This window comes from Microbacterium sp. str. 'China', assembly GCF_002993305.1.
GTDB classification, from domain to species: domain Bacteria; phylum Actinomycetota; class Actinomycetes; order Actinomycetales; family Microbacteriaceae; genus Microbacterium; species Microbacterium paraoxydans.
Genome location: NZ_CP027434.1, coordinates 2,759,528 through 2,785,328 on the forward strand (window position 1 = coordinate 2,759,528; position 25,801 = coordinate 2,785,328).

Consider the following 25,801-nt stretch of genomic DNA (forward strand, 5'->3'; position numbering starts at 1 on the left):
CCACTGAGCCCGTCGAAGGGTCACGCCTGGGCGTCGTCCGCGCGGAACGGGAAGCCGAGGTGACGGAGCAGTGCCCGGCCCTCGTCGTCCGTCTTCGCCGAGGTCACGACGGTGATGTCGAAACCACGGACGCGGTCGATCTTGTCCTGATCGATCTCGTGGAACACGCTCTGCTCCTGGAGACCGAAGGTGTAGTTGCCGTTGCCGTCGAACTGCTTGGCCGACAGACCGCGGAAGTCGCGGATGCGGGGCAGCGCGAGCGAGACCAGGCGGTCCACGAACTCCCACGCACGGTCGCCACGGAGGGTGACGTGCGCACCGATGGCCTGGCCCTCACGCAGCTTGAACTGCGCGATGGACTTGCGGGCCTTGGTGACGATCGGCTTCTGGCCGGTGATCTTGGTGAGGTCGTCGACCGCACCATCGATCACCTTGCTGTCGCGAGCAGCCTCGCCGACACCGGTGTTCACGACGACCTTGACCAGGCCGGGGATCTGCATGACGTTCTCGTAGCCGAACTCGTCCTGCAGAGCCTTCTTGATCTCGGCGTTGTACTTCGCCTTCAGGCGGGGCTGGATCTTGCCAGCCACCGCAGCGTCGGTCGTTGCCATCAGAGGTCCTTACCGCTCTTCTTCGCGAAGCGCACGCGGACGGTGCGCTTCACGCCGTCCTTGGTCTGCTCCTCGACCCGGTGGCCGACCTTGGTCGGCTTCTTGGTCGAGGGGTCGACGAGTGCGACGTTCGAGATGTGGATGGGGGCCTCGACGGTCTCGAGGCCACCCGTCTTCGTGCCACGCTGCGTCTGACCGACGCGCGTGTGCTTGGTGACGTAGTTGACGCCTTCGACGACGACACGGTTCTGCTCGACGAGGACGTCGAGGACCTTGCCCTGCTTGCCGCGGTCGCCACCACGCTCGGGCTTGGCGCCCGAGATGACCTGAACCAGGTCGCCCTTCTTGATCTTCGCCATGATCAGATGACCTCCGGTGCCAGCGAGACGATCTTCATGAACTTCTTGTCGCGAAGCTCACGGCCGACCGGCCCGAAGATACGGGTGCCGCGGGGCTCCCCGTCGTTCTTCAGGATGACGGCGGCGTTCTCGTCGAACTTGATGTAGGAGCCGTCGGGACGACGGGTCTCCTTCTTGGTGCGGACGATGACCGCCTTGACGACGTCGCCCTTCTTGACGTTGCCACCGGGGATCGCGTCCTTGACGGTCGCGACGATGGTGTCGCCCAGACCGGCGTACCGGCGGCGCGAGCCACCGAGGACGCGGATCGTGAGCAGCTCCTTGGCGCCGGTGTTGTCGGCGACCTTGAGACGGGACTCCTGCTGAATCACTTGGCCTTCTCCAGAATCTCCACCAGACGCCAGCGCTTGGTGGCGCTCAGCGGGCGGGTCTCGTTGATCAGGACCAGGTCGCCGATGCCGGCGGAGTTCGCCTCATCGTGCGCCTTGACCTTCGACGTGCGGCGGATGACCTTGCCGTAAAGCGGGTGCTTCACGCGGTCCTCGACCTCGACGACGATCGTCTTGTCCATCTTGTCGCTGACGACATAGCCACGACGGGCCTTGCGGTACCCGCGGGCGTCGGCGTCGCGCACGTCGTGAGCGGCGTGCTCAGCCTCGACGGCGGCTTCCTTCTTGGTGGCCATCACTCAGCCTCTTCCTTCGGGGCGTCCTCGGCGGCGTCCGCCTTCTTCGCCTTCGACTTGGTCGCCTTCTTCGCGGGAGCCTCGACCGGAGCGGGCGTCGCACGGATGCCCAGCTCGCGCTCGCGGATCACCGTGTAGAGGCGCGCGATGTCGCGCTTGACGGCGCGGATGCGGCCGTGGCTCTCCAGCTGGCCGGTGGCCGACTGGAAACGGAGGTTGAACAGCTCCTCCTTGGCCTTGCGCAGCTCCTCAACGAGGCGCTGGTCTTCGAACGTGTCGAGCTCTGCCGGAGCGAGCTCCTTGGTGCCGATCGCCATTACGCGTCGCCCTCCTCGCGCTTGATGATGCGTGCCTTGAGCGGCAGCTTGTGGATTGCACGGGTCAGTGCCTCGCGAGCGAGCTGCTCGTCGACACCCGCGACCTCGAAGAGGACGCGGCCCGGCTTGACGTTGGCGACCCACCACTCGGGGGAACCCTTACCGGAACCCATGCGGGTCTCGGCAGGCTTCTTCGTGAGCGGACGGTCCGGGTAGATGTTGATCCACACCTTGCCGCCACGCTTGATGTGACGGGTCATCGCGATACGAGCGGACTCGATCTGACGGTTCGTCACGTACGCGGGGGTGAGGGCCTGGATGCCGAACTCGCCGAAGGAGACCTTCGTGCCGCCGGTGGCCTGACCCGAGCGCCCCGGGTGGTGCTGCTTGCGGTACTTGACCTTACGGGGGATGAGCATTATGCCGAAGCTCCTTCTGCAACAGGTGCCTCGTTGCGCGGGGCACGGCGGCGGTCACCACGGTCGTCACGGCGCGACTTCGGCGCGTTGGCCTGCTCGCGCGCGAGCTCCTTGGCGGTGAGGTCGCCCTTGTAGATCCACACCTTCACGCCGATGCGGCCGAAGGTGGTCTTGGCCTCGTAGAAGCCGTAGTCGATGTTCGCGCGCAGCGTGTGCAGCGGCACACGACCCTCGCGGTAGAACTCCGACCGGCTCATCTCGGCGCCGCCGAGACGGCCCGAGACCTGGATGCGGATGCCCTTGGCGCCGGCGCGCTGCGCGCCCTGCAGACCCTTGCGCATCGCGCGGCGGAACGCCACACGAGCCGAGAGCTGCTCGGCGATGCCCTGGGCGACCAGCTGAGCGTCGGCCTCGGGGTTCTTGACCTCGAGGATGTTCAGCTGGATCTGCTTGCCCGTGAGCTTCTCGAGGTCGCCGCGGATGCGCTCGGCCTCTGCACCACGACGACCGATCACGATGCCCGGGCGGGCGGTGTGGATGTCGACGCGGACGCGGTCACGGGTGCGCTCGATCTCGATGTTCGAGACGCCGGCACGGTCGAGCTGCGTCTGCAGCAGGCGACGGATCTTGATGTCCTCGGCCACGTAGTCGGCGTAACGCTGACCCGGCTTCGTCGAGTCGGAGAACCAGCGCGACACGTGGTCCGTGGTGATGCCGAGGCGGAAGCCGTACGGGTTGACCTTCTGTCCCATTACTTGCTCGCCTTCTTGTTGCTGTCGCCGGCCGCAGCAGGAGCCGCCTCCGGCGTCGAGAGCACGACCGTGATGTGGCTCGTGCGCTTCTTGATCTGGAAAGCGCGACCCTGTGCACGGGGCTGGAAACGCTTGAGCGTCGTGCCCTCGTCCACGTACGCGTTCTTCACGTACAGGTCCTGCTCGTCGAGGTACTCGCCGTCACGATCCGCCTTGACCTGCGCGTTGGCCATGGCCGACGCGACAAGCTTGTAGATCGGCTCACTGGCGGACTGCTGAGCGAACTTCAGGATCGCCAGAGCCTCCTGGGCCTGCTTGCCCTTGATGAGCGCGACGACACGACGAGCCTTCTGAGGGGTCACGCGGATGTGTCGCACGCGTGCGATGGACTCCACCATTTCTCTCTCCTCTATCGCCACCGCGTCAGCGGCGGCGGCCCTTCTTGTCGTCCTTCTCGTGGCCGCGGAAGGTGCGGGTGGGCGCGAACTCGCCCAGCTTGTGACCGACCATGGTCTCGGAGACAAACACGGGGATGTGCTTGCGACCGTCGTGGACCGCGATCGTGTGACCCAGCATGGCCGGGATGATCATGGACCGGCGGGACCAGGTCTTGATGACGTTCTTCGTGCCGGCTTCGTTCTGCACGACCACCTTGCGAAGCAGGTGCTCGTCGACGAAGGGGCCCTTCTTGAGACTGCGAGGCATCTTCTCTTACTCCTACTTGCGCTTCTTGCCGGCGTTGCGACGACGCACGATGTACTTGTCGCTTTCCTTGTTGGCGTGGCGGGTGCGGCCCTCGGCCTGACCCCACGGGGAGACGGGGTGACGTCCACCGGACGTCTTGCCCTCACCACCACCGTGCGGGTGGTCGACCGGGTTCATCGCGACACCGCGGACGGTCGGGCGGACGCCCTTCCAACGCATGCGGCCGGCCTTGCCCCAGTTGATGTTCGACTGCTCGGCGTTGCCGACCTCGCCGATGGTCGCGCGGCAGCGCGCATCGACGTTGCGGATCTCACCGGAGGGCAGACGCAGCTGGGCGTAGGGGCCGTCCTTGGCGACGAGGCGGACCGACGCACCGGCCGAGCGCGCCATCTTCGCGCCGCCGCCGGGGCGGAGCTCGATGGCGTGGATGACGGTACCCGTGGGGATGTTCTTCAGCGGGAGGTTGTTTCCCGGCTTGATGTCCGCCGCGGGGCCCGACTCGACGATGTCGCCCTGCTTCAGCTTCGCCGGCGCGAGGATGTAGCGCTTCTCGCCGTCGAAGTAGTGCAGCAGCGCGATGCGCGCGGTGCGGTTGGGGTCGTACTCGATGTGAGCGACCTTGGCGTTCACGCCGTCCTTGTCATTGCGACGGAAGTCGATGACGCGGTACTGGCGCTTGTGGCCACCACCGATGTGACGGGTCGTGATGCGGCCCTGGTTGTTGCGACCACCGGTCTTCGAGATCGGGCGCAGCAGCGACTTCTCCGGCGTCGATCGGGTGATCTCGGCGAAGTCAGCCACCGACGAGCCGCGACGGCCCGGGGTCGTGGGCTTGTACTTGCGAATAGCCATGATTGTCCTTATCCCCCGGATCAGCCGATTGCCGTGAAGATGTCGATGGTGCCCGACTTCAGGCTCACGATTGCGCGCTTGGTGTCCTTGCGCTTACCGGTGCCGAAGCGGGTGCGACGGGCCTTGCCGACGCGGTTGATCGTGTTGACGGACGCGACCTTGACGCCGAAGATCTTCTCGATGGCGAGCTTGATCTCGGTCTTCGAAGCGCGCGGGTCGACGAGGAAGGTGTACTTGCCCTCGTCGATCAGGCCGTAGCTCTTCTCGGACACGACCGGCTTCAGGATGATGTCGCGCGGGTCCTTGTTCAGGGCCGTCTGGAGAACAGATGCCTGCTCGCTCATGCGGAGACCTCCTGGTTGGCGCCGGACTTGGAGGCGATGAAGCCCTCGAGCGCGGCCTGGGTGAAGACGATGTCGTCGGAGACGAGAACGTCGTAGGCGTTGAGCTGGTCGAACGTCAGCACGTGGACGTGGCCGAGGTTGCGGATGCTCTTGAGCGCGAGCTCGTCGCCGCGCTCGATGACCACGAGGACGTTCTTCGACGTGGCGACCTGGGCGAGGAAGCCCGCGGCGGCCTTGGTCGACGGCGCGCCGTCGGTGCCGAAGGTGTCGATCGCGTGCAGACGGTCACCGCGGAAGCGGTCGCTGAGCGCACCCAGGAGGGCGGCAGCGATCATCTTCTTGGGGGTGCGCTGCGAGTAGTCGCGCGGCTTCGGGCCGTGCACGATGCCACCGCCGGTCATGTGCGGCGCGCGGATCGAGCCCTGACGGGCGTTACCCGTGCCCTTCTGCTTGAAGGGCTTGCGGCCGGCGCCCGAGACCTCGCCACGACGCTTGGTCGAGTGCGTGCCCTGGCGAGCCGCCGCGAGCTGCGCGACGACGACCTGGTGGATGAGCGGGATGTTCGTCTTGACGTCGAACAGCGCGGCGGGAAGCTCGACGGAGCCTGCCTTCTTGCCGTCTGCCTTGAGGACGTCGAGCGCGAGAGTGGAGTCAGCCATGATCAGGCACCCTTCACTGCGTTGCGGACGTAGACGATGCGGCCGCGAGCACCGGGGACGGCGCCCTTGACGAGCATGAGTCCCTTCTCGATGTCGATGGCGTGCACCGTGAGGTTGAGGACGGTCACGCGCTCGCCACCCATACGGCCGGCCATGCGCATGCCCTTGAAGACGCGGCTCGGGGTCGACGATGCGCCGATGGAGCCGGGCTTGCGGTGGTTGCGGTGTGCACCGTGCGATGCCGAGACGCCCTTGAAGTTGTGGCGCTTCATGACACCGGCGGTGCCCTTGCCCTTGCTCGTGCCGACGACGTCGACGAGCTGGCCGGCCTCGAACGTGCCGTCCACCGTGAGCTCCTGGCCCAGGGTGTAGTCGGCGGCGTCGGCCGTGCGGACCTCGGTCACGTGACGACGCGGCGTGACGCCGGCAGCCTCGAAGTGAGCCGAGAGGGGCTTGTTCACCTTGCGGGGGTCGATCTGGCCGTACGCGATCTGCACGGCGTTGTAGCCGTCCTTCTCGGGGGTACGGATCTGGGTGACCACGTTCGGCGCGAGCTCGATGACGGTGACGGGAACGAGCTTGCCGTTCTCGTTCCAGACCTGGGTCATGCCGAGCTTGGTGCCGAGCATGCCCTTGGAAACCTTGGAGTTGATGTCAACCATGGCGGACCTCAGAGCTTGATCTCGATGTTGACGTCGGCCGGAAGGTCGAGACGCATCAGCGAGTCGACAGCCTTGGGCGTCGGGTCGACGATGTCGATCAGGCGCTTGTGGGTGCGCATCTCGAAGTGCTCGCGGCTGTCCTTGTACTTGTGGGGCGACCGGATGACGCACACGACGTTCTTCTCGGTCGGAAGGGGCACGGGTCCGACGACGGTCGCGCCCGCACGGGTCACGGTGTCGACGATCTTGCGTGCGGACGTGTCGATGACCTCGTGGTCATACGACTTCAGGCGAATGCGGATCTTCTGTCCCGCCATTGTCTGCTCTCTCTCTTTAAGCGTCTTACCGTCCGAGACCGGGTGGCCTTGGGGCATTGGACGCACGTCGGCGCTGTTCGCGCCTCGGCACTCGTCTTCTCCGGCTCTCGACCTCGCGGTCAGGGAGCTTGTCGAAGAGGCTGCACCACTGTTCTGCTGTCAGCCGCACACCCGAAGGTGACGGATGCCCGACGCCCGCCGCGCACGGCAGTGCCCTCGATGATGAAGGTGTCGGGATTGTGTTCTGCTGCCCGCGGCCTAGAACCCTGCAGCCTCCCGGAGGAGGCGCCGTCTATGCACTGCCCTGGCAGTGATCCGGCGCACGCACAGCGGCGACGGAATATCGAACCTGTCTATTCTGCCACGACGGATTTCACTTCTGCAAACCCGGGCGTGTCGCGCTCACCGGACTCCCAGTGAACGCCTCTTCCCGGGCGCCTCAGCCCGCGGAGGAGCGCGGGGCGAGGCATCCCCATGCCTCGCCCCGCTTGGGGAGGGCGTCCGGTGCGAGGGGGCACACCGAACGCGAGGAATCCAGCGTGAAGGGACGCCGGATGCCTCGACCGAGGGCGCGGCGGAAGACCCGCCGCGCGGGCGGGGAGACGCTCAGGCGCAGAGAGTGCGCGCGTCGCACGATGATCCCCAAGATCGCTTTCCCCAGTGTGAACGCGGATGAACCCGCGTGATTCGGGAGCCGAACCCCTTCGGCACCCCGACCGCAAGATCCCCAGGCGGTCGACACGATCCTACTCGATGTCTTCGAGAATCCGCCACATCCGAGGGCGCCATGCGTCCCCTCGACACGGAAGAGCGGCGGCCCCCTCTCGGGACCGCCGCTCTCCGCGGAGATGTCGGGATCTACTCGTTGCCCACGCTCTTGTCAGCGCTCTCGCGGATCTCATCGATCTTCTCGGCGGCACCGGGTGCGATCTTCTTCGCGAAGTCGGCGACGCCGTCGAGCACCTTGTCGCTGATGTCCTCGGCCTGCTCGCTCTTGACCGCTTCGGCCAGCTTGTCCTTGTTCTGCTCGTACAGGTCCTTGCCCTTGTTGACGGCGTCCTCGATACCCATGTGAATCCCCTTCGGAGGTGTGTGCTTCCGACGATCGCGCCGGACACCTCATTGTGCCGGGCGGAACCGGGCGACGGAACCCTCGACCCGGAAACGACAGAGGGGTCGAGCCCGAAGGCTCGACCCCTCTGCGAGGAAGCGGTTGCTTACTTGATGATCTTAGTCACCGTACCGGCGCCGACCGTACGACCACCCTCACGGATGGCGAAGCCGAGGCCCTCCTCCATGGCGATCGGCTGGATCAGCTCGACCGTCATGTCGGTGGTGTCGCCGGGCATGACCATCTCGGTGCCCTCGGGCAGCGAGATGACGCCGGTGACGTCCGTGGTGCGGAAGTAGAACTGCGGACGGTAGTTCGTGTAGAAGGGGTTGTGGCGGCCACCCTCGTCCTTGGACAGGATGTAGGCCGTGCCCTCGAAGTTGGTGTGCGGCGTGACCGAACCCGGCTTCACGATGACCTGGCCGCGCTCCACGTCCTCGCGCTTGGTGCCGCGGAGGAGCAGACCACAGTTCTCGCCGGCCCATGCCTCGTCGAGCTGCTTGTGGAACATCTCGATACCGGTGACGGTCGTCTTCTGCGTCGGGCGCAGACCCACGATCTCGACCTCGGAGTTGATGGCCAGGGTGCCACGCTCGGCACGACCCGTGACGACGGTGCCACGACCGGTGATCGTGAAGACGTCCTCGACGGGCATGAGGAACGGCTTGTCACGGTCACGCTCCGGGTCCGGAACGCTGTCGTCGACAGCCTGCATGAGCTCGAGGATCGCGTCGACCCACTTCTCGTCGCCCTCGAGGGCCTTGAGAGCGGAGACACGGACGACGGGAGCGTTGTCGCCGTCGAAGCCCTGGCTCGAGAGCAGCTCGCGAACCTCGAGCTCGACGAGCTCCAGGATCTCCTCGTCGTCGACCGCGTCGGACTTGTTCAGCGCGACGAGCAGGTAGGGGACGCCGACCTGCTTGGCGAGCAGAACGTGCTCGCGCGTCTGCGCCATCGGGCCGTCGGTGGCCGCGACGACGAGGATCGCGCCGTCCATCTGCGCCGCACCCGTGATCATGTTCTTGACGTAGTCGGCGTGGCCGGGGGCGTCAACGTGGGCGTAGTGGCGCTTCGGGGTCTCGTACTCGATGTGCGAGATGTTGATCGTGATACCGCGCTGGCGCTCTTCCGGCGCCGAGTCGATGGAAGCGAAGTCGCGCTGCACGTTCGTGTCGGACGGGTACTTGTCAGCAAGCACCTTCGAGATCGCTGCGGAGAGCGTGGTCTTGCCGTGGTCGACGTGACCGATCGTTCCGATGTTGACGTGCGGCTTGGTCCGCTCGAACTTGGCCTTAGCCACTGGGTCCTCCTCAGGACGTCGTTGTAGAGGTGCCGGGCACTGGTTTGCGACCGGTTCTCTACGGGTTAGGTTCTCAGTTTAGTAGAGAGGGAATGTGAAGTTGTAGGTGACCTGGGAACCCCGGGTGCTTTGACTTGCTCAGCACCCAGGGCTCCCAGAAGAGCGATTACTCGCCCTTGGCCTTCTGGACGATCTCGTCGGCCACCGCGCGCGGGACCTCGGCGTAGCTGTCGAACTCCATGGAGTAGACGGCACGGCCCGAGGTCTTCGAGCGCAGGTCGCCGATGTAGCCGAACATCTCGGACAGCGGCACCGCGGCGCGCACGACCTTGACGCCGGCGGCGTCCTCCATCGACTGGATCTGGCCACGACGCGAGTTCAGGTCGCCGATGACGTCGCCCATGTACTCCTCCGGAGTACGGACCTCGACGGCCATCAGCGGCTCGAGCAGCACGGGGTTGGCACGACGCGCGGCCTCCTTGAAGCCCATGGAGCCCGCGATCTTGAACGCCATCTCCGAGGAGTCGACGTCGTGCGCCGCACCATCGACGATGGTCGCCTTGACGCCCACCATCGGGTAGCCCGCGAGGACACCGACATTCATGGCGTCCTGGAAACCGGCGTCGATCGAGCCGATGTACTCGCGCGGGATGCGGCCACCGGTGACCGCGTTCACGAACTCGTACGTCTTCTCGCCGTCGAGCTCGAGCGGCTCGATGTTGAACTGGATCTTGGCGAACTGGCCCGATCCACCGGTCTGCTTCTTGTGCGTATAGTCGTGCTTCTCGACGGCCTTGCGGATCGTCTCGCGGTACGCGACCTGCGGCTTGCCGACGTTCGCCTCGACGCGGAACTCGCGCTTCATGCGGTCCACGAGGATGTCGAGGTGCAGCTCGCCCATGCCCTTGATGGTCGTCTGACCGGTCTCCGGGTTGAGCTCCGTGCGGAAGGTCGGGTCCTCCTCAGCGAGCTTCTGGATCGCGAGACCCAGCTTCTCCTGGTCGGCCTTGGTCTTCGGCTCGATCGCGACCTCGATCACCGGCTCCGGGAACGTCATCGACTCGAGGACGACCGGCTGCGCGATGTCGGCGAGGGTGTCACCGGTGGTGGTGTCCTTCAGGCCGATGACGGCGTAGATGTTGCCGGCGGTCAGCTTGTCGACCGGGTTCTCCTTGTTGGCGTGCATCTGGAAGATCTTCCCGATGCGCTCCTTCTTGCCCTTGGTCGAGTTGATGACCTGGGCGCCCGACTCGAGCTCGCCCGAGTAGACGCGCACGTACGTCAGACGACCGAAGAACGGGTGCACGGCGACCTTGAAGGCCAGGGCCGCGAACGGGTCCTTCGCGTCGGGGTGACGCTCGATGATCTTCTCCTCGTCCTTCGGGTCGTGCGCCTCGATGGCGGGCACGTCCAGCGGGGACGGGAGGTAGTCGACGACGGCGTCCAGCATCGGCTGCACACCGCGGTTCTTGAAGGCGGAGCCGCAGAGGACCGGGTAGATCTCGCTGGCGACGACCATCTTGCGGATGGCGCCCTTGATCTCCGCGACGGTGAGCTCCTCGCCGCCGAAGAACTTCTCGAGAAGCTCCTCATCGGTCTCGGCGACCGTCTCCAGCAGCTGCTGGCGGTAGTCCTCGGCCTTGTCCTTGAGGTCGGCCGGGATCTCCTGCACCTCGTAGGAGGCGCCCATGGTCACGTCACCCTTGGCATCGCCGGGCCACACCAGAGCACGCATCTCGACGAGGTCGATGACGCCGACGAAGTCGTTCTCGGCACCGATCGGGAGCTGCAGCACCAGCGGCTTGGCGCCGAGGCGGTTGATGATCGTGTCGACCGTGAAGTAGAAGTCCGCGCCGAGCTTGTCCATCTTGTTGACGAAGCAGATGCGGGGCACGTTGTACTTGTCGGCCTGACGCCACACGGTCTCGGACTGGGGCTCGACGCCCTCCTTGCCGTCGAACACGGCGACCGCACCGTCGAGGACGCGGAGCGAACGCTCCACCTCGACCGTGAAGTCCACGTGACCGGGGGTGTCGATGATGTTGATCTGGTTCTTGTTCCAGAAGCAGGTCACGGCGGCAGACGTGATCGTGATGCCGCGCTCCTTCTCCTGCTCCATCCAGTCGGTGGTCGACGCACCGTCGTGCGTTTCGCCGAGCTTGTGGTTGACGCCCGTGTAGAACAGGATGCGCTCGGTCGTCGTGGTCTTGCCGGCATCGATGTGCGCCATGATGCCGATGTTGCGGACCTTACTCAGGTCCGTGAGCACGTCTTGTGCCACAGGAGTGTCCTTATCTTTTGGAGCAGCAGGTGTACTGCGAAGAGGGGGTGCGACGGGCCCAGGAACGCGGAAGGGTCCCTGAGCCCGTCGAAGGGGTTACCAGCGGTAGTGAGCGAACGCGCGGTTCGACTCGGCCATCTTGTGGGTGTCCTCGCGGCGCTTGACCGCGGCACCCAGGCCGTTCGACGCGTCCAGGATCTCGTTCTGGAGACGCTCGGTCATCGTCTTCTCACGACGACCCTTGGCGTAGCTCACGAGCCAGCGCAGCGCGAGGGTGTTCGCACGGTGCGGCTTGACCTCGACCGGAACCTGGTAGGTCGAGCCACCGACGCGGCGGCTGCGGACCTCGAGCGTGGGGCGCACGTTGTCGAGCGCCTTCTTCAGGGTGGCGACGGCGTCCTGGCCGTTCTTCGCCTCGACACCGCGGAGGGCGCCGTAGACGATCGACTCGGCCAGCGACTTCTTGCCGTCGACGAGGATCTTGTTCACCAGCGAGGTGACGATCGGAGCGCCGTAGACCGGGTCGTTGACGACGGGGCGCTTGGGGGCGGGACCCTTACGAGGCATCTAACTCAACCCTTCTTCGCGCCGTAGCGGGAACGAGCCTGCTTACGGTTCTTGACGGCCTGGGTGTCCAGAGCGCCACGGACGATCTTGTAACGCACACCGGGGAGGTCCTTCACACGACCGCCGCGGACGAGCACCAGGGAGTGCTCCTGCAGGTTGTGGCCCTCACCGGGGATGTACGCGGTGACCTCGGTCCCGTTGCGGAGCTTCACACGAGCGACCTTGCGCATCGCCGAGTTCGGCTTCTTCGGGGTGGTGGTGTAGACGCGGGTGCAGACCCCGGCCTGCTGCGGGTTCGCCTTGAGCGCGGGCGCCTTGGTCTTGGTGACCTTGGGCGAGCGACCCTTGCGAACCAACTGCTGAATGGTTGGCACGTTCTCTCCTCATAGTGCTGCACGGTGACAGCGTGATGGGTTTCACATCATGACCCACCGGCACGCCGGAACCGACGAGCTTTTGGTGTGGTGGGTATGCCGTGGGGGCGGACCGGCGAGGTGCCGACGCCCAGCGCGCACGTCAGGACGTGCACACACCTGATCAAGTGTAATGCCGCGTAACCTGACGGTCAAATGATGGCCGCACCCCCCCGCGCCACCCGAAGTCAGGGGATGTCGGGGTCGAACGGCGAGTCCAGCGACTCCGTGAGCTCGGCGAGAAGCGCCTCGATCTGCGGCTCGACATGTCGCGACACTGCAGCCTGGATCGTGATCCGGTGTCGGAGCAGGATCCCGCAGATCTCGCGCCCGACGAGGTTCGCGTACTCGTCGGCCAGGGCGACCTCCTGCCGGAGAGCGGTCTTCGCCTCGTCCGACAGCGGGGGCAGCGGCGGCAACTCCGCAGCGGAATCGTCAGCGAGACCGGCGATCGTGAAGAGGAAGGGGGCGCCGGGTACCGGCTCCGGATCCAGCGGCATGCCCTCGAACTCGGGGTCGAGGTCCTCCGTCGGCCGGTAGCTGCGGGCGCGGTTGCGCGCTGCCTGCTGATCGAGCTCGCGCTGCAGGGTCGGGAGGTTCCGCGCCGTGTACTCCGCGACCGCGTGGTCGACGATCGTCTTGATGCGCGTCGACAGCCCATGCTGGACACCGTGCGGCGTGGTGCCCGCAATGCCTGCGGCGGCGAGGACGGGCGAGCCGAGACAGCGCCGGCACGGCGCAGTCCTTCCGCGGTGGGTCGCCGGCTCCCAGCGCGGCACCCAGCGCAACCAGGCCTCGACGGCCTGGTCGACCTGCGTCTCCAATGAGCGCTCCACCCCACCAGCGTACGGCGCGTCGCCGCTCACGGCGCGGATTTACGGGGTGTCACTCCCCCTCGTCACGCTCCCACGGCCATCGCGGCTGTGCGGACCTCGTCCGGCGGAGGGCTATCCCACCCCAGGCGGCCACCGCTGCGGCGGCGAGGAGCACGAGGCTCGCGCCGCCGCGGACGAGATCTCCGGCGACGGCCGTGGCCACGACCACATCGCTCGTCGCGACGAGCACGGCGATCCAGACCGCGGCCAGGTGCACGAGTGCCGTGAGCAGCGCGATCACGGGAGCAGACCCGAAGGAGGCGTGTCCTCTCCGCACCGTCGCCCACAGCGTGAGTGCGAACACGACGACGGCCGCGACCATGCCGGACACCCCGGGGACCTGCCCCAGGCCCGGGACGTCGATGATGTCGCGGTCGGTGGCGACGCTGAGGGCGCCGAGGCCGAAGACCGCGAGGGCGAAGAAGGCGATGGTGGCCATGACCGCCGCCAGGACAGCCGAAACCCCCGCGGACTCGGGCCCGCGGGGGTTCGGCGTGGTGGTGTTCGTGATTACCTCGACAGGGTGGGACCGGCCTCGAGGGTGCGCTCGTACTCGCGCTGCGCCTCCTCGTTCAGCTCGGTCTTGCGGGCACCGCTGCGGGCCACCCAGGCGCCGAACCAGATGGTGAGTTCGCGGGCGAAGACGAAGGCCGCGATGGCCAGCGGGGCGAGCAACTGGTCACCCGCGAGTTCGAGACCCTGCGACGCCGTGAGCTTCCAGAAGGGCGCCTCGAAGAGCTGGCCCAGGATGTGTCCGGCGTAGGCGATCAGCCCGACCACGATGCCGAACACCACCCACAGGCCCCAGCGGCCGCGGTTGATGATGGCTCCCAGGAGCCAGAAGCCGAGGAAGAACACGACCACCGGGGTCCAGAACCCCCAGGTGAGCAGCGGGGCGACGAGCGCCTCGCCGATGTTCTCCCCGTTCACATCGCCGGCCAGGGCGCCGAGGCCGAGTGTGGTGGCAAGGTAGAGCAGCGCGAAGGCGACGGTGGCGAGCAGGCCGATGGCCCCGGCGGTGCCGCGGTTGCCACGCTCGCGCGGTGGCTCGGGCGCCTGCACGAAGATCGGCTGCGGCTGCTGCGGCGCGGCGGCCGCGCCGTTCGTGAGCGGTTCGGACGGCACGATGCGGGTGTCGGTGTCGTCGGCGTGCGATGCGTAGGCCGCACCGGCCATGGCCGACTCCTCGTGCGCGTGGCTGCTCGGCGTGGAGTACAGCGAGGTCTCCGGCGTCGCGTACAGCGAGGTCTCGGGGGACGCATCGCGGCGGTCGGCGTCGCGGAGGTCCGCGTCACGGCGGTCGCCGTCGGTGCGCGAGGGCATCGGGGCGGCGGAGCTGAAAGTACCGGGGTGGTCCCGCTCGGCGGCCTCGAAGGCGGCGAGATCGGGGTCGACGGCGGACTCCTGCCGGGTCGCGGCCTGGTCGGCCACTGGCTCGGAGGAGGCCGCGGTGACGTCTGCGGCGCGGGAATCATCCGCACGGGCGTCGTCGGCGTGGCCGGGGACATCTCCGCGGGCCGCCGCCGCGGCGTCGAGACCGGCGTTCGCGCTGCCGACGACGTCGTCGACGTCGTTCGACTTCTCGGGCTGACGAGCCTCGGGATCACTCATGGGGTGCGCCTCTCATCGGGGATGTGCAGTGCGAGATTACCGCCGCCTGTCCCGGCGCTTCCGCAGGCGTGCCGTCGTGTCGCCATACGCGTGGTCCCGCGGTTTCGCCGCTCAGGGAAAGGTACTGCGAAGCGCATCCCCGGCGAACTGCGCGAGGATCGGCACCATCGGCAGCGAGAGCCAGACGAGTCCGGCGACGATCCCTGCGCACACGATGCCGGCGAACCAGCTCATCCCGAGGTTGCGTCCACCCACCCGTGCCATGGTCTCACCGTAGGCCCGAGCCGTCGCGAGGGTCGTGAGCAACGCCGCGTCGAGGTGGTGTCGCTCAACGGGCGCTACGACCGCGCATCCGCCAGAGCAGCCAGAGCCCGGAAGCCGGGACCAGTAGGAACCCCAGAAGCAGGAGCAGGTGCCACTCCCCGAAGGAGGGGACGAGTGGGTTCACCACCTCCGGCATGGTTTCGCCGCCGGTCGAGCTGCCGGACGCCGATCCGGTGGAGAAGCCGGTCATCGTCGATGCGATCAGGACGGTCAGCCCGGTGGCGACGAAGGGCACCAGGATCGCAACCGCTTTCTCCCACGTCCGCCACATCGCACTCAGGCTCACGAGCACCGCACCCACGAACCAGCCGACGACCGGCACCACGATCCCGCCGAAGCTGAGGGTGAGCGCGGCTGCGATCGCGAAGCCCCGCGTCGCGGTCGTCGGCGTGCGCGGAGCCGAGGGTGCGGGCGTGGGCGCAGGGAGCACGACGGGCGGCGCGGTCGGAACCTCGTCCTCCGCCTCGCGGGCGATCCCTCGGGGGTCCCCCAGCCGGTCGATCCGCTCCGCGGTCGCCTCCGCATCGAGCCCGTCGAGTTCCTCCGCGATCCCGCCGCGGATGTCCGACGCGACACCGTGCGGTAGCCCGCGCATCGCCTCGTCCAGCCGAGCCAGGTAGTCGTCACGCAGCTCGGCTGCGGTCTTCTCGGTCATTGTCATCCTTCCCCCACCATGCCCGTGACGGCACGGGCGAACGGCGCCCACTGCGCCCGGAAGCGCGCGAGCTGATCGATACCGGCATCCGTGAGCCGGTAGTACTTGCGCACCGGACCGCTCTCCGACGGCCGGTCGAACGTCGTCACCCAGCCGTTGTCGCGCAGCCGCCCGAGGAGCGGATACAGCGTGCCGATGCTGGCGATCAGCCCGGCGCCGGTGAGTGCATCCGACAGCTGCCAGCCGTACATGGGCTCGCGCGAGAGCAGACCGAGTACGCAGTACTCGACCACTCCCTTGCGCATCTGCGCACCGACGTCTGCTGTCATGCCTCACAAGGTAGCATGTGACGCAGGATAGCGGCAGCGGTTCTTCGATCAGCCCTTTGTGGCTCCGGCGGTCAGACCGCCGACGATGTACTTCTGCAGGAAGAGGAACAGCACCATGACCGGGATCGCGGCCATGACCGCGCCGGCGGAGAAGGCCGACCAGTCGGCATAGCGGGGGTTCGCGACGAGCTTGGTCAGACCGACGACAAGGGTCTGCTGATCCACGTCGACGAGCATGACGCTGGCGATCACGTACTCGTTCACCGTGCCGATGAAGGAGAGCAGACCGACGACCGCGAGGATCGGCGCGACCAGGCGCAGGATGATCGTGAAGAAGATCCGCGCGTGCCCGGCGCCGTCGATGCGGGCGGCCTCGTCGATCTCCTTCGGGATCGTGTTGAAGAAGCCGTACATCAGGTAGGTGTTCACGCCCAGCGCGCCGCCGAGATAGACGAGGATCAGGCCCGTGTGCGTGTTGAGGCCGATCGCCGGGAACCAGTCCCCCAGCGTCGACATCAGCAGGAAGATCGCGACGACCGCGAGGAGCTGCGGGAACATCTGCACGACGACGATGGTGACGAGCCCCACGCGGCGGCCCGCGAAGCGCATGCGGGAGAAGGCATATGCCGCACAGGCTCCGATGAAGACGGTGACCGCGCCCGTCACGACCGCGATGAGCAGCGTGTTCAGGAACCACGTCCCGTACGGGTTCTGCGGGTCGCTGAGGATGCGCACGTAGCTGTCGATCCCGATGGCCGAGAAGAGCTGGTTCGACCCGGTGAGCGTGCCCTTCGGGTTGAGCGAGGCCGACACCACGTACAGCAACGGGAAGAGGGCGAAGGCGCTCACCACGATGGCGACGAGATGACGCCAGCCGGTGTCGGCGAACCAGGCGCCGAACGAACGACGCCGCGGAGCGGTGCGGTGGGCGGTGGCGGTGGCGGTGCTGGGGACGGTGCTCATGTCAGTTCAGCTCCTCGAGGGCCTTGGTCTTGCGGAAGCTGATGATCGAGATCGTCGCGACCACGACGAAGATCAGGATCGTGAAGGCGGAGGCGAGTCCGTAGTCGCGGGTCTGTCCGGTGAAGGCCACCTTGTAGACCATCGAGATGAGGATGTCGGTGTGGCCGACGGGGATCGACACGTCGCTGAAGCGCGGGCCGCCCTTGGTCAGCATGTAGATCAGGTTGAAGTTGTTGAAGTTGAACGCGAACGACGAGATCAGCAGCGGCGCCACGGTCACCAGCAGCAGCGGCAGCTTGATGCGGCGGAAGATCTGCCACGCGTTCGCGCCGTCCATGACGGCGGCCTCGTTCACGTCGTCCGGGATGCCCTGCAGCGCGCCCATGCAGACGAGGAACATGTACGGGAAGCCGAGCCAGAGGTTCACCAGCAGCACGGACACCTTCGCCAGCACCGGGTCGGTGAGCCACGGGATGGCCGCGCCGCCGAACAGCACCTGGTTGATGAACCCGAAGCTCTCGTTCATCATCCCGGCCCAGACGAGCGCGGAGAGGAACGCGGGGAAGGCGTACGGGAGGATGAGGATGATCCGGTAGCCGTTGCGGAAGCGCATGCGCGTGTTGTTGAAGACGAGCGCGAGCAGCAGGCCGAGGAAGAAGGTCGTCGCGACGGACACCAGCGCGAAGACGAAGGTCCAGACGGTGACGGAGATGAGCGGACCGCGGATGGACTCGTCGGTCACCGCGCGGACGAAGTTGTCGAAGCCGACCGTGGTCTGCCAGCCGGGCAGCAGCTGCTCGCCGTCCTCCGCCGTGAACGCACCGTCGCCGGTGTCGCTGTAGACCGTGCCGGTCGCGGTGTCCGTGATCGTGTCCGCAGCGGCGTCGTAGGTCAGCGTCGAGACGTAAAGGTAGCCGTTCTGACCGTCGGGTGCACGGAGGCTGCCGTCGTTGGGGTCGTCACTGAACGGGACGGAGAGCTGCTCCAGCTCCTCCGACAGGGTGAAGACGGTGGCGAGCGGAAGAGTGGTCCACCCGTCCACGGCGACGGCCTTGCCGCCTTCGAACTCTGCGTCGACCTCGGCGAGAGGCTGCTCCGCCGTGCCGAGGAGCGCATCGCCGTCCTCCGGATCCGTGACGAGGAGGCCGTAGGTGCCGAACTGCTCGACCACCGTGACGGGGTACGTCGGAGAGTCCTCGACGCGCTCCTGCGCGGAGGCGAGCAGCGACGAGATCGCCTGCTCCTTGCTCCCGTTGTGACCGGTGCCGTAGTTCGTGAAGCCGATGTAGCCCGTGTAGAGGAGCGTGAAGACCTGGAACAGGACCAGGAAGATGATGCCGGGAGTGAGGTACTTCGCCGCGATGCGCTTGCGGGAGAAGTAGATGTAGTTGACGAGGACCGTCACCGCGACGACGAGGCCGAGGACCAGCCACTCGTGCTGCACGAGCAGCACGAACACGGCGTAGACGGCGATCGCGTCCACGATCGCCAGCAACAGGATCTTGAGCAGCATCCACCCGATCGGTCGGGAGGCCGCCTCGGCGATCTTCGCCGCCTGGCGCTGCCGAGGAGTGGGGGGCGCGGTGCGCTCTTCGGTGTCTGTCATGTCGTCCTCGTCATGGTCCTGCCGGGGCGGGCTGGTCGGCCCGCCCCGGCAGGGTCGTCATCTTGTCGGCCGTTACTCGATCGCGGCGGTCACGTCGTCGACGAGCTTCTGCCACGTCGCCTGCGGGTCCTCGCCGTTGATGATGGCGGCCTCGGCCACGCCCCAGAACTGCCAGACAGCGCCCATGGCGGGGATCGCCGGCATGGGGACCGCGTCGGCGCCGACGGCCTGGAAACCGGCGATGATCGGGTCGGACGCCGCGGTGTCGGCGGCAGCCGTGAGGGCCGGGAGCACGTTGCCGGCCTTGAACAGCTCCAGCTGCACGTCCTCCGTGCCGAGGTAGTTGACGAGGAAGTCGTTGGCCGCGACCTTGTTCTTCGACTCGGCGCTCACGAAGAAGCCCTTGACGCCGGCGAACGGCGAGGCCGTCTCCCCCGTCGGGCTCGGGATCGGGTCGATCTCGACGTTGATGCCCGCCTCGGTGGCCGCGCCCACGTTCCACGGGCCGGTCAGCCAGAAGGCGGCGGTGCCGTCGAGGAACTGCTGCTTGGCGATCTCACCGTCGATATCGGTGTTCAGCGTGCCGGCCGCGCCCTGCGCTCCCAGCCAGTCGGCGAAGGCGAAGCCGCCCTCGCTGCCGAGCTGCAGGTCGGTCGGGTCGTAGCTGCCGCTGTCGTCGGTGCCGAAGACCGGAGCGCCGAACGCGGTCTGGAACGGGTACAGGTGGTACGGGTTGCCCTCGGCGCCCTGCTCCACCACGAAGGTGCCCTTCGCGACCATGTCGTCGAAGCTCGTCGCGGGCTCGGGGACGAGGTCGGCGTTGCGCAGGACGGCGATGTTCTCGACCGCGTACGGGAGCATGTAGACGGTGCCCTCGTAGGTCGCCGCCTGGAGCGCGACGGGGAGGTAGTCCTCAGAGCTGTCACCGAGCTCGATCGGCGCGACGACGCCGTTGGTCGAGAGCTCGCCGAGCCAGTCGTGAGCGCCCATGACCACGTCGGGGCCCTTGCCGGTCGGGACCTGCTGGATGAAGTCGTCCTTCATGTCGTCGACGGACTTCCCCACCAGCTTGACCGTGACACCGGTCTTCTCCTGGTACGCGTCCGCCGCGCCCTGCAGCGCGTCGACCCGCTCGGCGTCGACCCAGACGGTCAGCGTGCCGCCGCCGTCTCCACCGGAGGAAGAGTCGTCGCCGCCGGAGCCGGTCGAGCAGCCGGCGAGCGTCAGAGCCGAAACGATGGCGATGGCGCCCGCGGCGACCATGCCCCTCTTGTTCACCTTCATTGGTGTGTGCCTCTCTCAGTGCTGAGCGCCTGCAAGACTGCAAGCGCTTACAGTATGCATCGTTTCGAAAGGCGATCACAATCCGCGAGCGCGTTGATATCAACCCGTGATCGGCACGACGAGACTCTCCTGATATGAAAACGCTTCCATATCAGCCGATGGTGAGGGCATCAGCGCGCGGCGTCACCGCCAGCACGATGCGGCGCATCGCGGATGACGCGGTCGATCCAGTCACGCCGCGGCAAGGCGGCGATGGCCTCTCGCGGGAACCAGCGCAGTTCGACGATCTCGTCCATGTCCGGTGCCGGGTCGCTGAGCAGCTCGCACTCGTAGGCGACCGTGACGTAGCCGACCTGGTCGCCGTTCGGATAGGTCACCGCCATCGGGTCGCCACCGTACGCGCCGATGAGTCCTGTGATCCGCAGACGCGCTCCCGTCTCTTCGAGGACTTCCCGGGCGACCGCGTCCGTGGGCTCTTCACCGGGCTCGATGCCGCCCCCGAGCAGACTCCACACGCCGGAGTGCGCGTGCCGGGCCAGCAGGAACCGTTCGCCGTCGCGGATGACGGCGGTGACACCGGGCAGCAGGAGGAAGTCGTGTCCGATCCGCGCACGGATCGCCTCGACGTAGGGCGACATCGGCATCGACGAAGTCTAGGCGCCGGGGCGGCGCGCGCCCCGTGAGCCCGCTCACGGGACTTTCCGCACCCCCGCGGATACAGTTGAGTCATGGCTGACAGTTCCTTTGACATCGTCTCGAAAGTGGATCGCCAGGAGGCCGAGAACGCCCTGAACCAGGCGCGCAAAGAGGTGGAGCAGCGCTACGACTTCAAGGGGACCGGCGCTTCGATCGCCTGGAGCGGCGAGCAGATCCTCATCACCGCGAACACCGAGGAGCGCGCGAACGCCGTCCTCGACGTGTTCCAGTCCAAGCTCATCAAGCGCGGCATCTCCCTGAAGAGCCTCGACTCGGGAGAGCCCTTCGCCAGCGGCAAGGAGTTCCGCATCCTGTCGAGCCTGAAGGACGGCATCTCCTCGGAGAACGCGAAGAAGATCGGCAAGATCATCCGCGACGAGGGTCCCAAGGGCGTGAAGAGCCAGATCCAGGGCGACGAGCTCCGCGTGCAGTCCAAGAGCCGCGACGACCTCCAGGCCGTGATCGCGCTCCTCAAGGGCAGCGACCTCGACATCGATCTGCAGTTCATCAACTACCGCTGACGCCATTCGCGTCGGAGGCGAGGGCTCGGGAGTCATCCCGGGCCCTTTCTTTTCCCCGGTCAACGCATACCGAGATATCGGTGTTCTTCGTCGAGACTGGAAGCGGTCGTGATTCGTCACGACTCCGACGCCATCCCCGTCCGACACCCGATCGCCGCGGTGGATGCGCTTCGAGGATGCCACGCCGGCTCAGGGGAGGGAGCGGCGCGGGCCCCCGAAGCTCGCGTCGGCCTGGGGTCTGCCGACGTCGCACGCCGACCGGTCCCGGGTTCATGACAAGCCTCCCCGCCCGCTGCGCGCCCCCACGCGGATCGGCCCCCCCCGTGGAGGCATGACGGCAATCCTGCGACCGTCGCTCCCTCACCGCCCGGGAGTGGACGTCGGTCGCAGACCAAGAACGACCGGGGGCTGGGCCATGGGGCAGATCGAGTCGAAGAGCATCGGAGAGAACAAGCAGCTGCTGGCGGATGAGGTGTTCCACCACATCGGGCGGCTGATCACGGAGGGAGAGTTCGCCGAAGGCGACCGGATCCGGGACGTCGACGTGGCGGACGAGCTCCACGTCTCGCGGACGCCGGTGCGCGAAGCGCTCCAGCGCTTGGAGCGACTGGGACTGGTGACGATGTACCCGAGCCGGTACACGGAGGTGACGATGGTCACGCCGCAGGTGGTGGCCGAATCGCTGGAGTTCGCCGGCTACCAGGGCGGCATCACGGCGCGGATGGCGGTGCCGAGACTCAGCGCCGTCCAACGCGAGCGGGTCCTGGAGCTCATCGCGCGGATGCAGGACTCGCTCGCCGACGGCGCATCGACGGCACGGGCGCGATGGGCCGTCTTCGCCTACCTCGCCGACCACAGCGGAAACCGCCAGCACCGGATGCTCATCGACGATGTCGCCGTCGCCGTGACCCGGAACCTGCGCGGGTGGGTCGTGCGTCCCGGCGATCGCGAGCGGATGCGACAGGTCTATGCGGGGTTCGCCGACGCGGTGCGCTCCGGCGACGGCGATGAGGCGGAGCGCCTCGCACGCGCGATGTACTACGTCTGAACGGCGCGCCAGCCGACGACCCAGCGGTGCAGGCGGCGGTACGCGTCCTCCCGGGCTTCATGTCGGGACAGGAACACGTCGTGCAGGGCGCCGTCGATCCGTTCGACGGTCACCGTGGAACCCAGCCGCAGGGCCGCGCGGGCGATGTCGTCGACGACGAGCACGGAGTCGGCGGAGGTCAGCTCCTCCGACCACCGGGTCGGCGGCACGAACCGCTTCGACAGCAGGACGCAGACCGGCGCCGCGATGTCGAGACCCGCGGCGACGGCCTTGTGCCCGGTGAGGATCGCGTTGAGCCACCCGGCGTACACGGCCATCGTCTGCACGGGACGCCAGGCGGTGTTGACCTCCATCGGGTCGTCGGGGTCGGCCACCTCCTGCTGCGCCCGGGTGTAGTAGCCGAGGTCGACCTGCGGCGCGACGTCGAGCGGCCGGATCCGTGCCTGGAACTCGACCATCGGGGCGATCGCGGCGCGCACGGGGGCGAACTGGAACTCGAGCCAGGGACTGTTCAGGATGAGGGCATCGGCCGCGCCGGGATGCCGGGCCGCCCACAGGCTCAGCGTCAGGCCGCCGGTCGAGTGTCCGAACAGGATCAGGCGTCGCCCGCTCTCCTCGCCGTCCTCGCCGTGCCCCATCGCGTCCAGGGCCGCGGCGATGTCCTCGTCGTAGGTGGACAGGTCGGTGATGTAGCCCGGGGTCTGGCCCTCGCGCAGGCTGCGCCCGTACTTGCGCAGGTCGAGGGCGAAGAAGCGGGCACCGCGAGCCGTCCAGAATCGGGCCAACCGCTTCTGGAAGAAGTAGTCCGACCACCCGTGGATGTAGAGCACGTCCACGCCCTCGAGCAACGGGCGACGGCGCCGGGCGCGCTCCCACCACGGAACCGGAGCCGGCAGAGCCCGCACGAGGGTGGCGACCACCGGACCCTGCTCGTCGCTGCCGAGGTCGAGGGTGAGCTGGGCGAACTCATCGCCGAGAACATCCGGAACCCACTCGGCCATGCGTCCTCCCCCTCGCGCCCAGGCTAGCCCACGGCGTCACTCGCCGCCCGGACGGGCGACGGCGAAGTCGTCCGCGATGGTGGCCGCGATCGGCGCGAGGTCGTCGATCCCCGACCCGTCGAACGTCGTGAGACGCAGCCAGTCCGCACCCACGCGAAGATCGAGCACCGGACGGCGGAGTTCGTCGACGCCGGTGCGGGCGGCATCCACGCCCTCGATCGCGATCTCCTCCCCGTCCTCGAGCTCGTCGAACGCCCACGCGCCACCGGGCAGCGTGGTGAGCATGATGTACCCCTGGGCCGCGTACTCGTCGTCCCCGGAGGCGTAGTAGCAGATCCGCGCACCGTTGCGCTCCTGGTAGACCTCGGCCGGGATGGACCATCCGCCGAACGCGTCGATCACGTGCACCTCGGCGTCGACCTGCTCTGCGAGCTCCGTCGCGGTGAGGAACCGCGTGCAGTCCACACCCTCGACCGCACTCTCCAGCACATCCACCTCACGCAGCGACGCCACGGCTGCGGCGCCGAGTCCGCGCAGGGCCTCCTCGAGCGTCGCGGTATCGTCAGGCCCCTTCTCCGGATCCACGACGGTCGCCGAGACCAGGACGTCGCCGTCGACCAGCTGGAAGAAGCAGTATCCGCCGCTCTCGCAGCGGGACTCCTCACCGTAGTACCCGCCGCGGGACTCCGCGCCCGTGATCGTCTCCTCGGCCCCGGGGAGGATCGTGACCTCCCAGTTGCGCTCAGCCGTCCCCGCCGAGCAGGCGATGCCGCCCGCCCGCTGGAACATGTGCTGCGCGGGACCGGGGTACCAGCTCGGTGACGACCACACGCCCAGCACCTCCGCCACCTCACCCTCGACCTCGCCGGCGGAGCCCGACATCGCTTCGGCGACGTCGGCGCAGTCCACATCGAAGGCCGGAGTGGGCGCTTCCGCCGACGCGGGAGTGGGCGCGACCGTGGCGGCGGCCGTCGGCGTGCCGGTGGGCTTCACCTCGGGTTCGGGCGCACAGCCGGACAGCAGGAGCACGGCCACGGCGCCGAGGGCCAGGAGTGCACGAGGTCGCATGGCCTCAGCCTAGGGCTGCGGGGACCCGGCGCCGGGAGCACGCCCCGGCGCCGAGACGACTCACTCGCCGCGGGAGACGCGCACCATCTCGTCGCGCGGGACGACCTTCACACGTGCACGCTCCTGGGGCGCGCCGAGGCTGATCTCGTGCTCGTCGAGGCGGTGCCAGCCGTCCAGGTCGGTCCAGGCGACGCCACGCTCGGCGAGCAGTGCCGGGATGGCCTCCTCGGACGGGTCCTCCGGGTGCCACCACGAGCCCTGGTCGTTGATGAGGTGACGGACGGTCTCCATGGCGTCGGACTTCGTGTGGCCGATGAGGCCGACCGGGCCGCGCTTGATCCACCCCGTGGCGTACACGCCGGGGACGCGGTCGTTGGAGTCCTTCGCGAGCACCTGGCCCTCGTGGTTCGGGATGACGCCGTGCTTCTTGTCGAAGGGGACGCCGGGCAGCGGCGAGCCGAAGTAGCCGATCGCGCGATACAGCGCCTGCACGGGCACCTCGCGCAGCTCTCCGGTGCCGACCGCGCCACCCTGGCCGTCCGGCTGGGTGCGCTCGTACACGAGAGCGGCGACACGGCCGTTCTCGTCGGTGCGCACCTCGACCGGGCGCGCCCAGAAGTGCAGGTGCAGGCGGCGCGAGGCGGTGCCGCCGGCGTTGTTGACGGAGTCGCGCTTGCGCCATGACTGCAGGATGCGGTCGATGACCATGACCTGCTTGTTGCTCGCGACCGCGTCCTTCGAGGCCTCGTCGTAGTCGAAGTCCTCGTCGTAGACGACCATGTCGACGTCGCGCAGCTCCCCCAGCTCGCGGAGCTCCAGCGGCGTGAACTTCACCTGGGCCGGGCCGCGGCGGCCGAACACGTGCACGTCCGTGACGGCGCTCGCCTTGAGTCCCTCGTACACGTTCTCGGGGACCTCGGTGACGAGAAGGTCCTCCGCATGCTTCGCGAGCATGCGGGAGACGTCGAGGGCGACGTTGCCGTTGCCGAGGACCGCCACCGAGGCGGCGTCCAGCGGCCATTCCCGCGGCACGTCGGGGTGGCCGTCGAACCAGCTCACGTAGTCGGCGGCGCCGTAGGAGCCCACCGCGTCGATGCCGGGGATGTCCAGCGACGTGTCACGGATCGCTCCGGTGGCGAAGATGACCGCGTTGTAGTGCTTCTTGAGGTCGTCGAGCGTGATGTCCTCGCCGAACCGGACGTTGCCGAAGAGGCGGATGTCGCCACGGTCGAGCACGTCGCGCAGGGCGGTGATGATGCCCTTGATGCGGGGGTGGTCGGGGGCGACGCCGTACCGGACGAGCCCGTACGGGGCCGGAAGCTGCTCGAACAGGTCGATGGACACGTCGAACTTGCGCTCGGCCTTCAGCAGGATGTCCGCGGCGTAGATGCCCGCGGGGCCTGCGCCGACGATGGCCAGTCTCAGCTTGGTCATGGAGGTCCTTTCGTGTGCCGTCGCGGCAGACA

Annotated in this window: 34 protein-coding genes; 2 read left to right on the forward strand and 32 right to left on the reverse strand. The window is 67.6% G+C overall.

Annotation, left to right across the window (positions count from 1 at the left end):
- Positions 1-20: 20 nt before the first annotated feature.
- The 29 genes from rplE to C6C15_RS13520 all read right to left on the reverse strand — a co-directional run bounded on the left by rplE (position 21) and on the right by C6C15_RS13520 (position 20,645).
- Positions 21-611 carry a 50S ribosomal protein L5 gene (gene rplE / locus C6C15_RS13375; protein ID WP_025102397.1) on the reverse strand — a complete coding sequence of 197 codons (591 nt, stop codon included), beginning with the start codon at positions 609-611 and terminating at the stop codon, positions 21-23.
- Positions 611-970 carry a 50S ribosomal protein L24 gene (gene rplX, locus C6C15_RS13380; protein WP_025102398.1) on the reverse strand — a complete coding sequence of 120 codons (360 nt, stop codon included), beginning with the start codon at positions 968-970 and terminating at the stop codon, positions 611-613. The genes rplE and rplX overlap by 1 nt, the downstream gene beginning before the upstream one ends.
- Before the next feature lie 2 nt (positions 971-972).
- Positions 973-1,341: a 50S ribosomal protein L14 gene (rplN, locus tag C6C15_RS13385; protein ID WP_025102399.1), complete on the reverse strand. Its 369-nt coding sequence runs from the start codon at positions 1,339-1,341 to the stop codon at positions 973-975.
- Positions 1,338-1,655, reverse strand: coding sequence for a 30S ribosomal protein S17 (gene rpsQ / locus C6C15_RS13390; RefSeq protein WP_025102400.1), 318 nt, complete (start codon positions 1,653-1,655; stop codon positions 1,338-1,340). The genes rplN and rpsQ overlap by 4 nt, the downstream gene beginning before the upstream one ends.
- Complete coding sequence (gene rpmC, locus C6C15_RS17370; RefSeq protein ID WP_025102401.1) at positions 1,655-1,972, reverse strand: 50S ribosomal protein L29; 318 nt, start codon at positions 1,970-1,972, stop codon at positions 1,655-1,657. Before rpmC ends, rpsQ begins: the two co-directional genes overlap by 1 nt.
- Positions 1,972-2,391 (reverse strand): 50S ribosomal protein L16, encoded by a 420-nt coding sequence (gene rplP / locus C6C15_RS13400; protein WP_025102402.1) that lies wholly within the window; start codon positions 2,389-2,391, stop codon positions 1,972-1,974. The genes rpmC and rplP overlap by 1 nt, the downstream gene beginning before the upstream one ends.
- Positions 2,391-3,143 carry a 30S ribosomal protein S3 gene (gene rpsC / locus C6C15_RS13405; RefSeq protein WP_025102403.1) on the reverse strand — a complete coding sequence of 251 codons (753 nt, stop codon included), beginning with the start codon at positions 3,141-3,143 and terminating at the stop codon, positions 2,391-2,393. The genes rplP and rpsC overlap by 1 nt, the downstream gene beginning before the upstream one ends.
- Positions 3,143-3,541 (reverse strand): 50S ribosomal protein L22, encoded by a 399-nt coding sequence (rplV, locus tag C6C15_RS13410; protein WP_025102404.1) that lies wholly within the window; start codon positions 3,539-3,541, stop codon positions 3,143-3,145. The genes rpsC and rplV overlap by 1 nt, the downstream gene beginning before the upstream one ends.
- 25 nt (positions 3,542-3,566) lie before the next feature.
- The gene (gene rpsS / locus C6C15_RS13415; protein WP_017201589.1) at positions 3,567-3,848 is read right to left on the reverse strand and encodes a 30S ribosomal protein S19; all 282 of its coding nucleotides are present in this window, start codon (positions 3,846-3,848) and stop codon (positions 3,567-3,569) included.
- 12 nt (positions 3,849-3,860) lie between these two features.
- On the reverse strand, positions 3,861-4,700 hold the full coding sequence (gene rplB, locus C6C15_RS13420) for a 50S ribosomal protein L2 (RefSeq protein WP_025102405.1): 840 nt from the start codon (positions 4,698-4,700) through the stop codon (positions 3,861-3,863).
- A 20-nt stretch (positions 4,701-4,720) separates the two neighbouring features.
- Positions 4,721-5,044: a 50S ribosomal protein L23 gene (rplW, locus tag C6C15_RS13425; protein WP_025102406.1), complete on the reverse strand. Its 324-nt coding sequence runs from the start codon at positions 5,042-5,044 to the stop codon at positions 4,721-4,723.
- The gene (gene rplD, locus C6C15_RS13430; protein ID WP_025102407.1) at positions 5,041-5,703 is read right to left on the reverse strand and encodes a 50S ribosomal protein L4; all 663 of its coding nucleotides are present in this window, start codon (positions 5,701-5,703) and stop codon (positions 5,041-5,043) included. Before rplD ends, rplW begins: the two co-directional genes overlap by 4 nt.
- Before the next feature lie 2 nt (positions 5,704-5,705).
- Positions 5,706-6,365 carry a 50S ribosomal protein L3 gene (gene rplC / locus C6C15_RS13435; protein WP_025102408.1) on the reverse strand — a complete coding sequence of 220 codons (660 nt, stop codon included), beginning with the start codon at positions 6,363-6,365 and terminating at the stop codon, positions 5,706-5,708.
- A gap of 8 nt (positions 6,366-6,373) precedes the next feature.
- Complete coding sequence (rpsJ, locus tag C6C15_RS13440) at positions 6,374-6,682, reverse strand: 30S ribosomal protein S10 (protein ID WP_017201594.1); 309 nt, start codon at positions 6,680-6,682, stop codon at positions 6,374-6,376.
- An 858-nt stretch (positions 6,683-7,540) separates the two neighbouring features.
- Positions 7,541-7,753 carry a hypothetical protein gene (locus tag C6C15_RS13445; protein WP_025102409.1) on the reverse strand — a complete coding sequence of 71 codons (213 nt, stop codon included), beginning with the start codon at positions 7,751-7,753 and terminating at the stop codon, positions 7,541-7,543.
- A 146-nt stretch (positions 7,754-7,899) separates the two neighbouring features.
- Positions 7,900-9,093 carry an elongation factor Tu gene (gene tuf / locus C6C15_RS13450; RefSeq protein WP_025102410.1) on the reverse strand — a complete coding sequence of 398 codons (1,194 nt, stop codon included), beginning with the start codon at positions 9,091-9,093 and terminating at the stop codon, positions 7,900-7,902.
- A 166-nt stretch (positions 9,094-9,259) separates the two neighbouring features.
- Positions 9,260-11,374, reverse strand: a complete 2,115-nt coding sequence (gene fusA / locus C6C15_RS13455) for an elongation factor G (RefSeq protein WP_025102411.1) — start codon at positions 11,372-11,374, stop codon at positions 9,260-9,262.
- Positions 11,375-11,470: 96 nt separating this feature from the next.
- The gene (gene rpsG / locus C6C15_RS13460; RefSeq protein WP_017201608.1) at positions 11,471-11,941 is read right to left on the reverse strand and encodes a 30S ribosomal protein S7; all 471 of its coding nucleotides are present in this window, start codon (positions 11,939-11,941) and stop codon (positions 11,471-11,473) included.
- 5 nt (positions 11,942-11,946) lie between these two features.
- Entirely contained in the window at positions 11,947-12,315 is a 369-nt protein-coding gene (rpsL, locus tag C6C15_RS13465; protein WP_018187369.1) for a 30S ribosomal protein S12, read from the reverse strand.
- A 227-nt stretch (positions 12,316-12,542) separates the two neighbouring features.
- Entirely contained in the window at positions 12,543-13,190 is a 648-nt protein-coding gene (locus tag C6C15_RS13470) for a spermidine/putrescine ABC transporter substrate-binding protein (RefSeq protein WP_186326386.1), read from the reverse strand.
- Between the two features lie 49 nt (positions 13,191-13,239).
- Entirely contained in the window at positions 13,240-13,668 is a 429-nt protein-coding gene (locus tag C6C15_RS13475) for a hypothetical protein (protein ID WP_025102413.1), read from the reverse strand.
- Between the two features lie 71 nt (positions 13,669-13,739).
- On the reverse strand, positions 13,740-14,840 hold the full coding sequence (locus C6C15_RS13480) for an ABC transporter (protein WP_105950328.1): 1,101 nt from the start codon (positions 14,838-14,840) through the stop codon (positions 13,740-13,742).
- 111 nt (positions 14,841-14,951) lie between these two features.
- A complete protein-coding gene (locus C6C15_RS17230; RefSeq protein ID WP_167627836.1) occupies positions 14,952-15,104 on the reverse strand; it encodes a hypothetical protein in 153 nt (50 codons plus the stop codon).
- 64 nt (positions 15,105-15,168) lie between these two features.
- On the reverse strand, positions 15,169-15,819 hold the full coding sequence (locus C6C15_RS17135) for an HAAS signaling domain-containing protein (RefSeq protein WP_060921242.1): 651 nt from the start codon (positions 15,817-15,819) through the stop codon (positions 15,169-15,171).
- A 2-nt stretch (positions 15,820-15,821) separates the two neighbouring features.
- Positions 15,822-16,148 carry a PadR family transcriptional regulator gene (locus tag C6C15_RS13500; RefSeq protein WP_025102416.1) on the reverse strand — a complete coding sequence of 109 codons (327 nt, stop codon included), beginning with the start codon at positions 16,146-16,148 and terminating at the stop codon, positions 15,822-15,824.
- 48 nt (positions 16,149-16,196) lie between these two features.
- Positions 16,197-17,111 carry a sugar ABC transporter permease gene (locus C6C15_RS13505; protein ID WP_025102417.1) on the reverse strand — a complete coding sequence of 305 codons (915 nt, stop codon included), beginning with the start codon at positions 17,109-17,111 and terminating at the stop codon, positions 16,197-16,199.
- 1 nt (position 17,112) lies between these two features.
- Positions 17,113-18,717 (reverse strand): maltose ABC transporter permease MalF, encoded by a 1,605-nt coding sequence (gene malF / locus C6C15_RS13510; protein WP_105950330.1) that lies wholly within the window; start codon positions 18,715-18,717, stop codon positions 17,113-17,115.
- Positions 18,718-18,789: 72 nt separating this feature from the next.
- Entirely contained in the window at positions 18,790-20,001 is a 1,212-nt protein-coding gene (locus C6C15_RS13515; RefSeq protein ID WP_025102419.1) for a sugar ABC transporter substrate-binding protein, read from the reverse strand.
- Between the two features lie 170 nt (positions 20,002-20,171).
- Complete coding sequence (locus C6C15_RS13520) at positions 20,172-20,645, reverse strand: NUDIX domain-containing protein (RefSeq protein ID WP_234024152.1); 474 nt, start codon at positions 20,643-20,645, stop codon at positions 20,172-20,174.
- An 84-nt stretch (positions 20,646-20,729) separates the two neighbouring features.
- Here C6C15_RS13520 and C6C15_RS13525 point away from each other — a divergent pair, with 84 nt between their 5' ends.
- Positions 20,730-21,218 (forward strand): YajQ family cyclic di-GMP-binding protein, encoded by a 489-nt coding sequence (locus C6C15_RS13525; protein ID WP_025102421.1) that lies wholly within the window; start codon positions 20,730-20,732, stop codon positions 21,216-21,218.
- Positions 21,219-21,633: 415 nt separating this feature from the next.
- Complete coding sequence (locus tag C6C15_RS13530) at positions 21,634-22,266, forward strand: GntR family transcriptional regulator (RefSeq protein WP_105950332.1); 633 nt, start codon at positions 21,634-21,636, stop codon at positions 22,264-22,266.
- Here C6C15_RS13530 and C6C15_RS13535 read toward each other — a convergent pair.
- Genes C6C15_RS13535 through C6C15_RS13545 form a run of 3 tightly spaced genes read right to left on the reverse strand, consistent with a single transcriptional unit; the run spans position 22,257 to position 25,769 of the window.
- Complete coding sequence (locus C6C15_RS13535; protein ID WP_105950333.1) at positions 22,257-23,267, reverse strand: alpha/beta hydrolase; 1,011 nt, start codon at positions 23,265-23,267, stop codon at positions 22,257-22,259. The genes C6C15_RS13530 and C6C15_RS13535 overlap by 10 nt on opposite strands.
- A 36-nt stretch (positions 23,268-23,303) precedes the next feature.
- Entirely contained in the window at positions 23,304-24,335 is a 1,032-nt protein-coding gene (locus tag C6C15_RS13540) for a hypothetical protein (protein ID WP_105950334.1), read from the reverse strand.
- A gap of 60 nt (positions 24,336-24,395) precedes the next feature.
- A complete protein-coding gene (locus tag C6C15_RS13545; protein WP_025102425.1) occupies positions 24,396-25,769 on the reverse strand; it encodes an FAD-dependent oxidoreductase in 1,374 nt (457 codons plus the stop codon).
- Between the last annotated feature and the right edge of the window lie 32 nt (positions 25,770-25,801).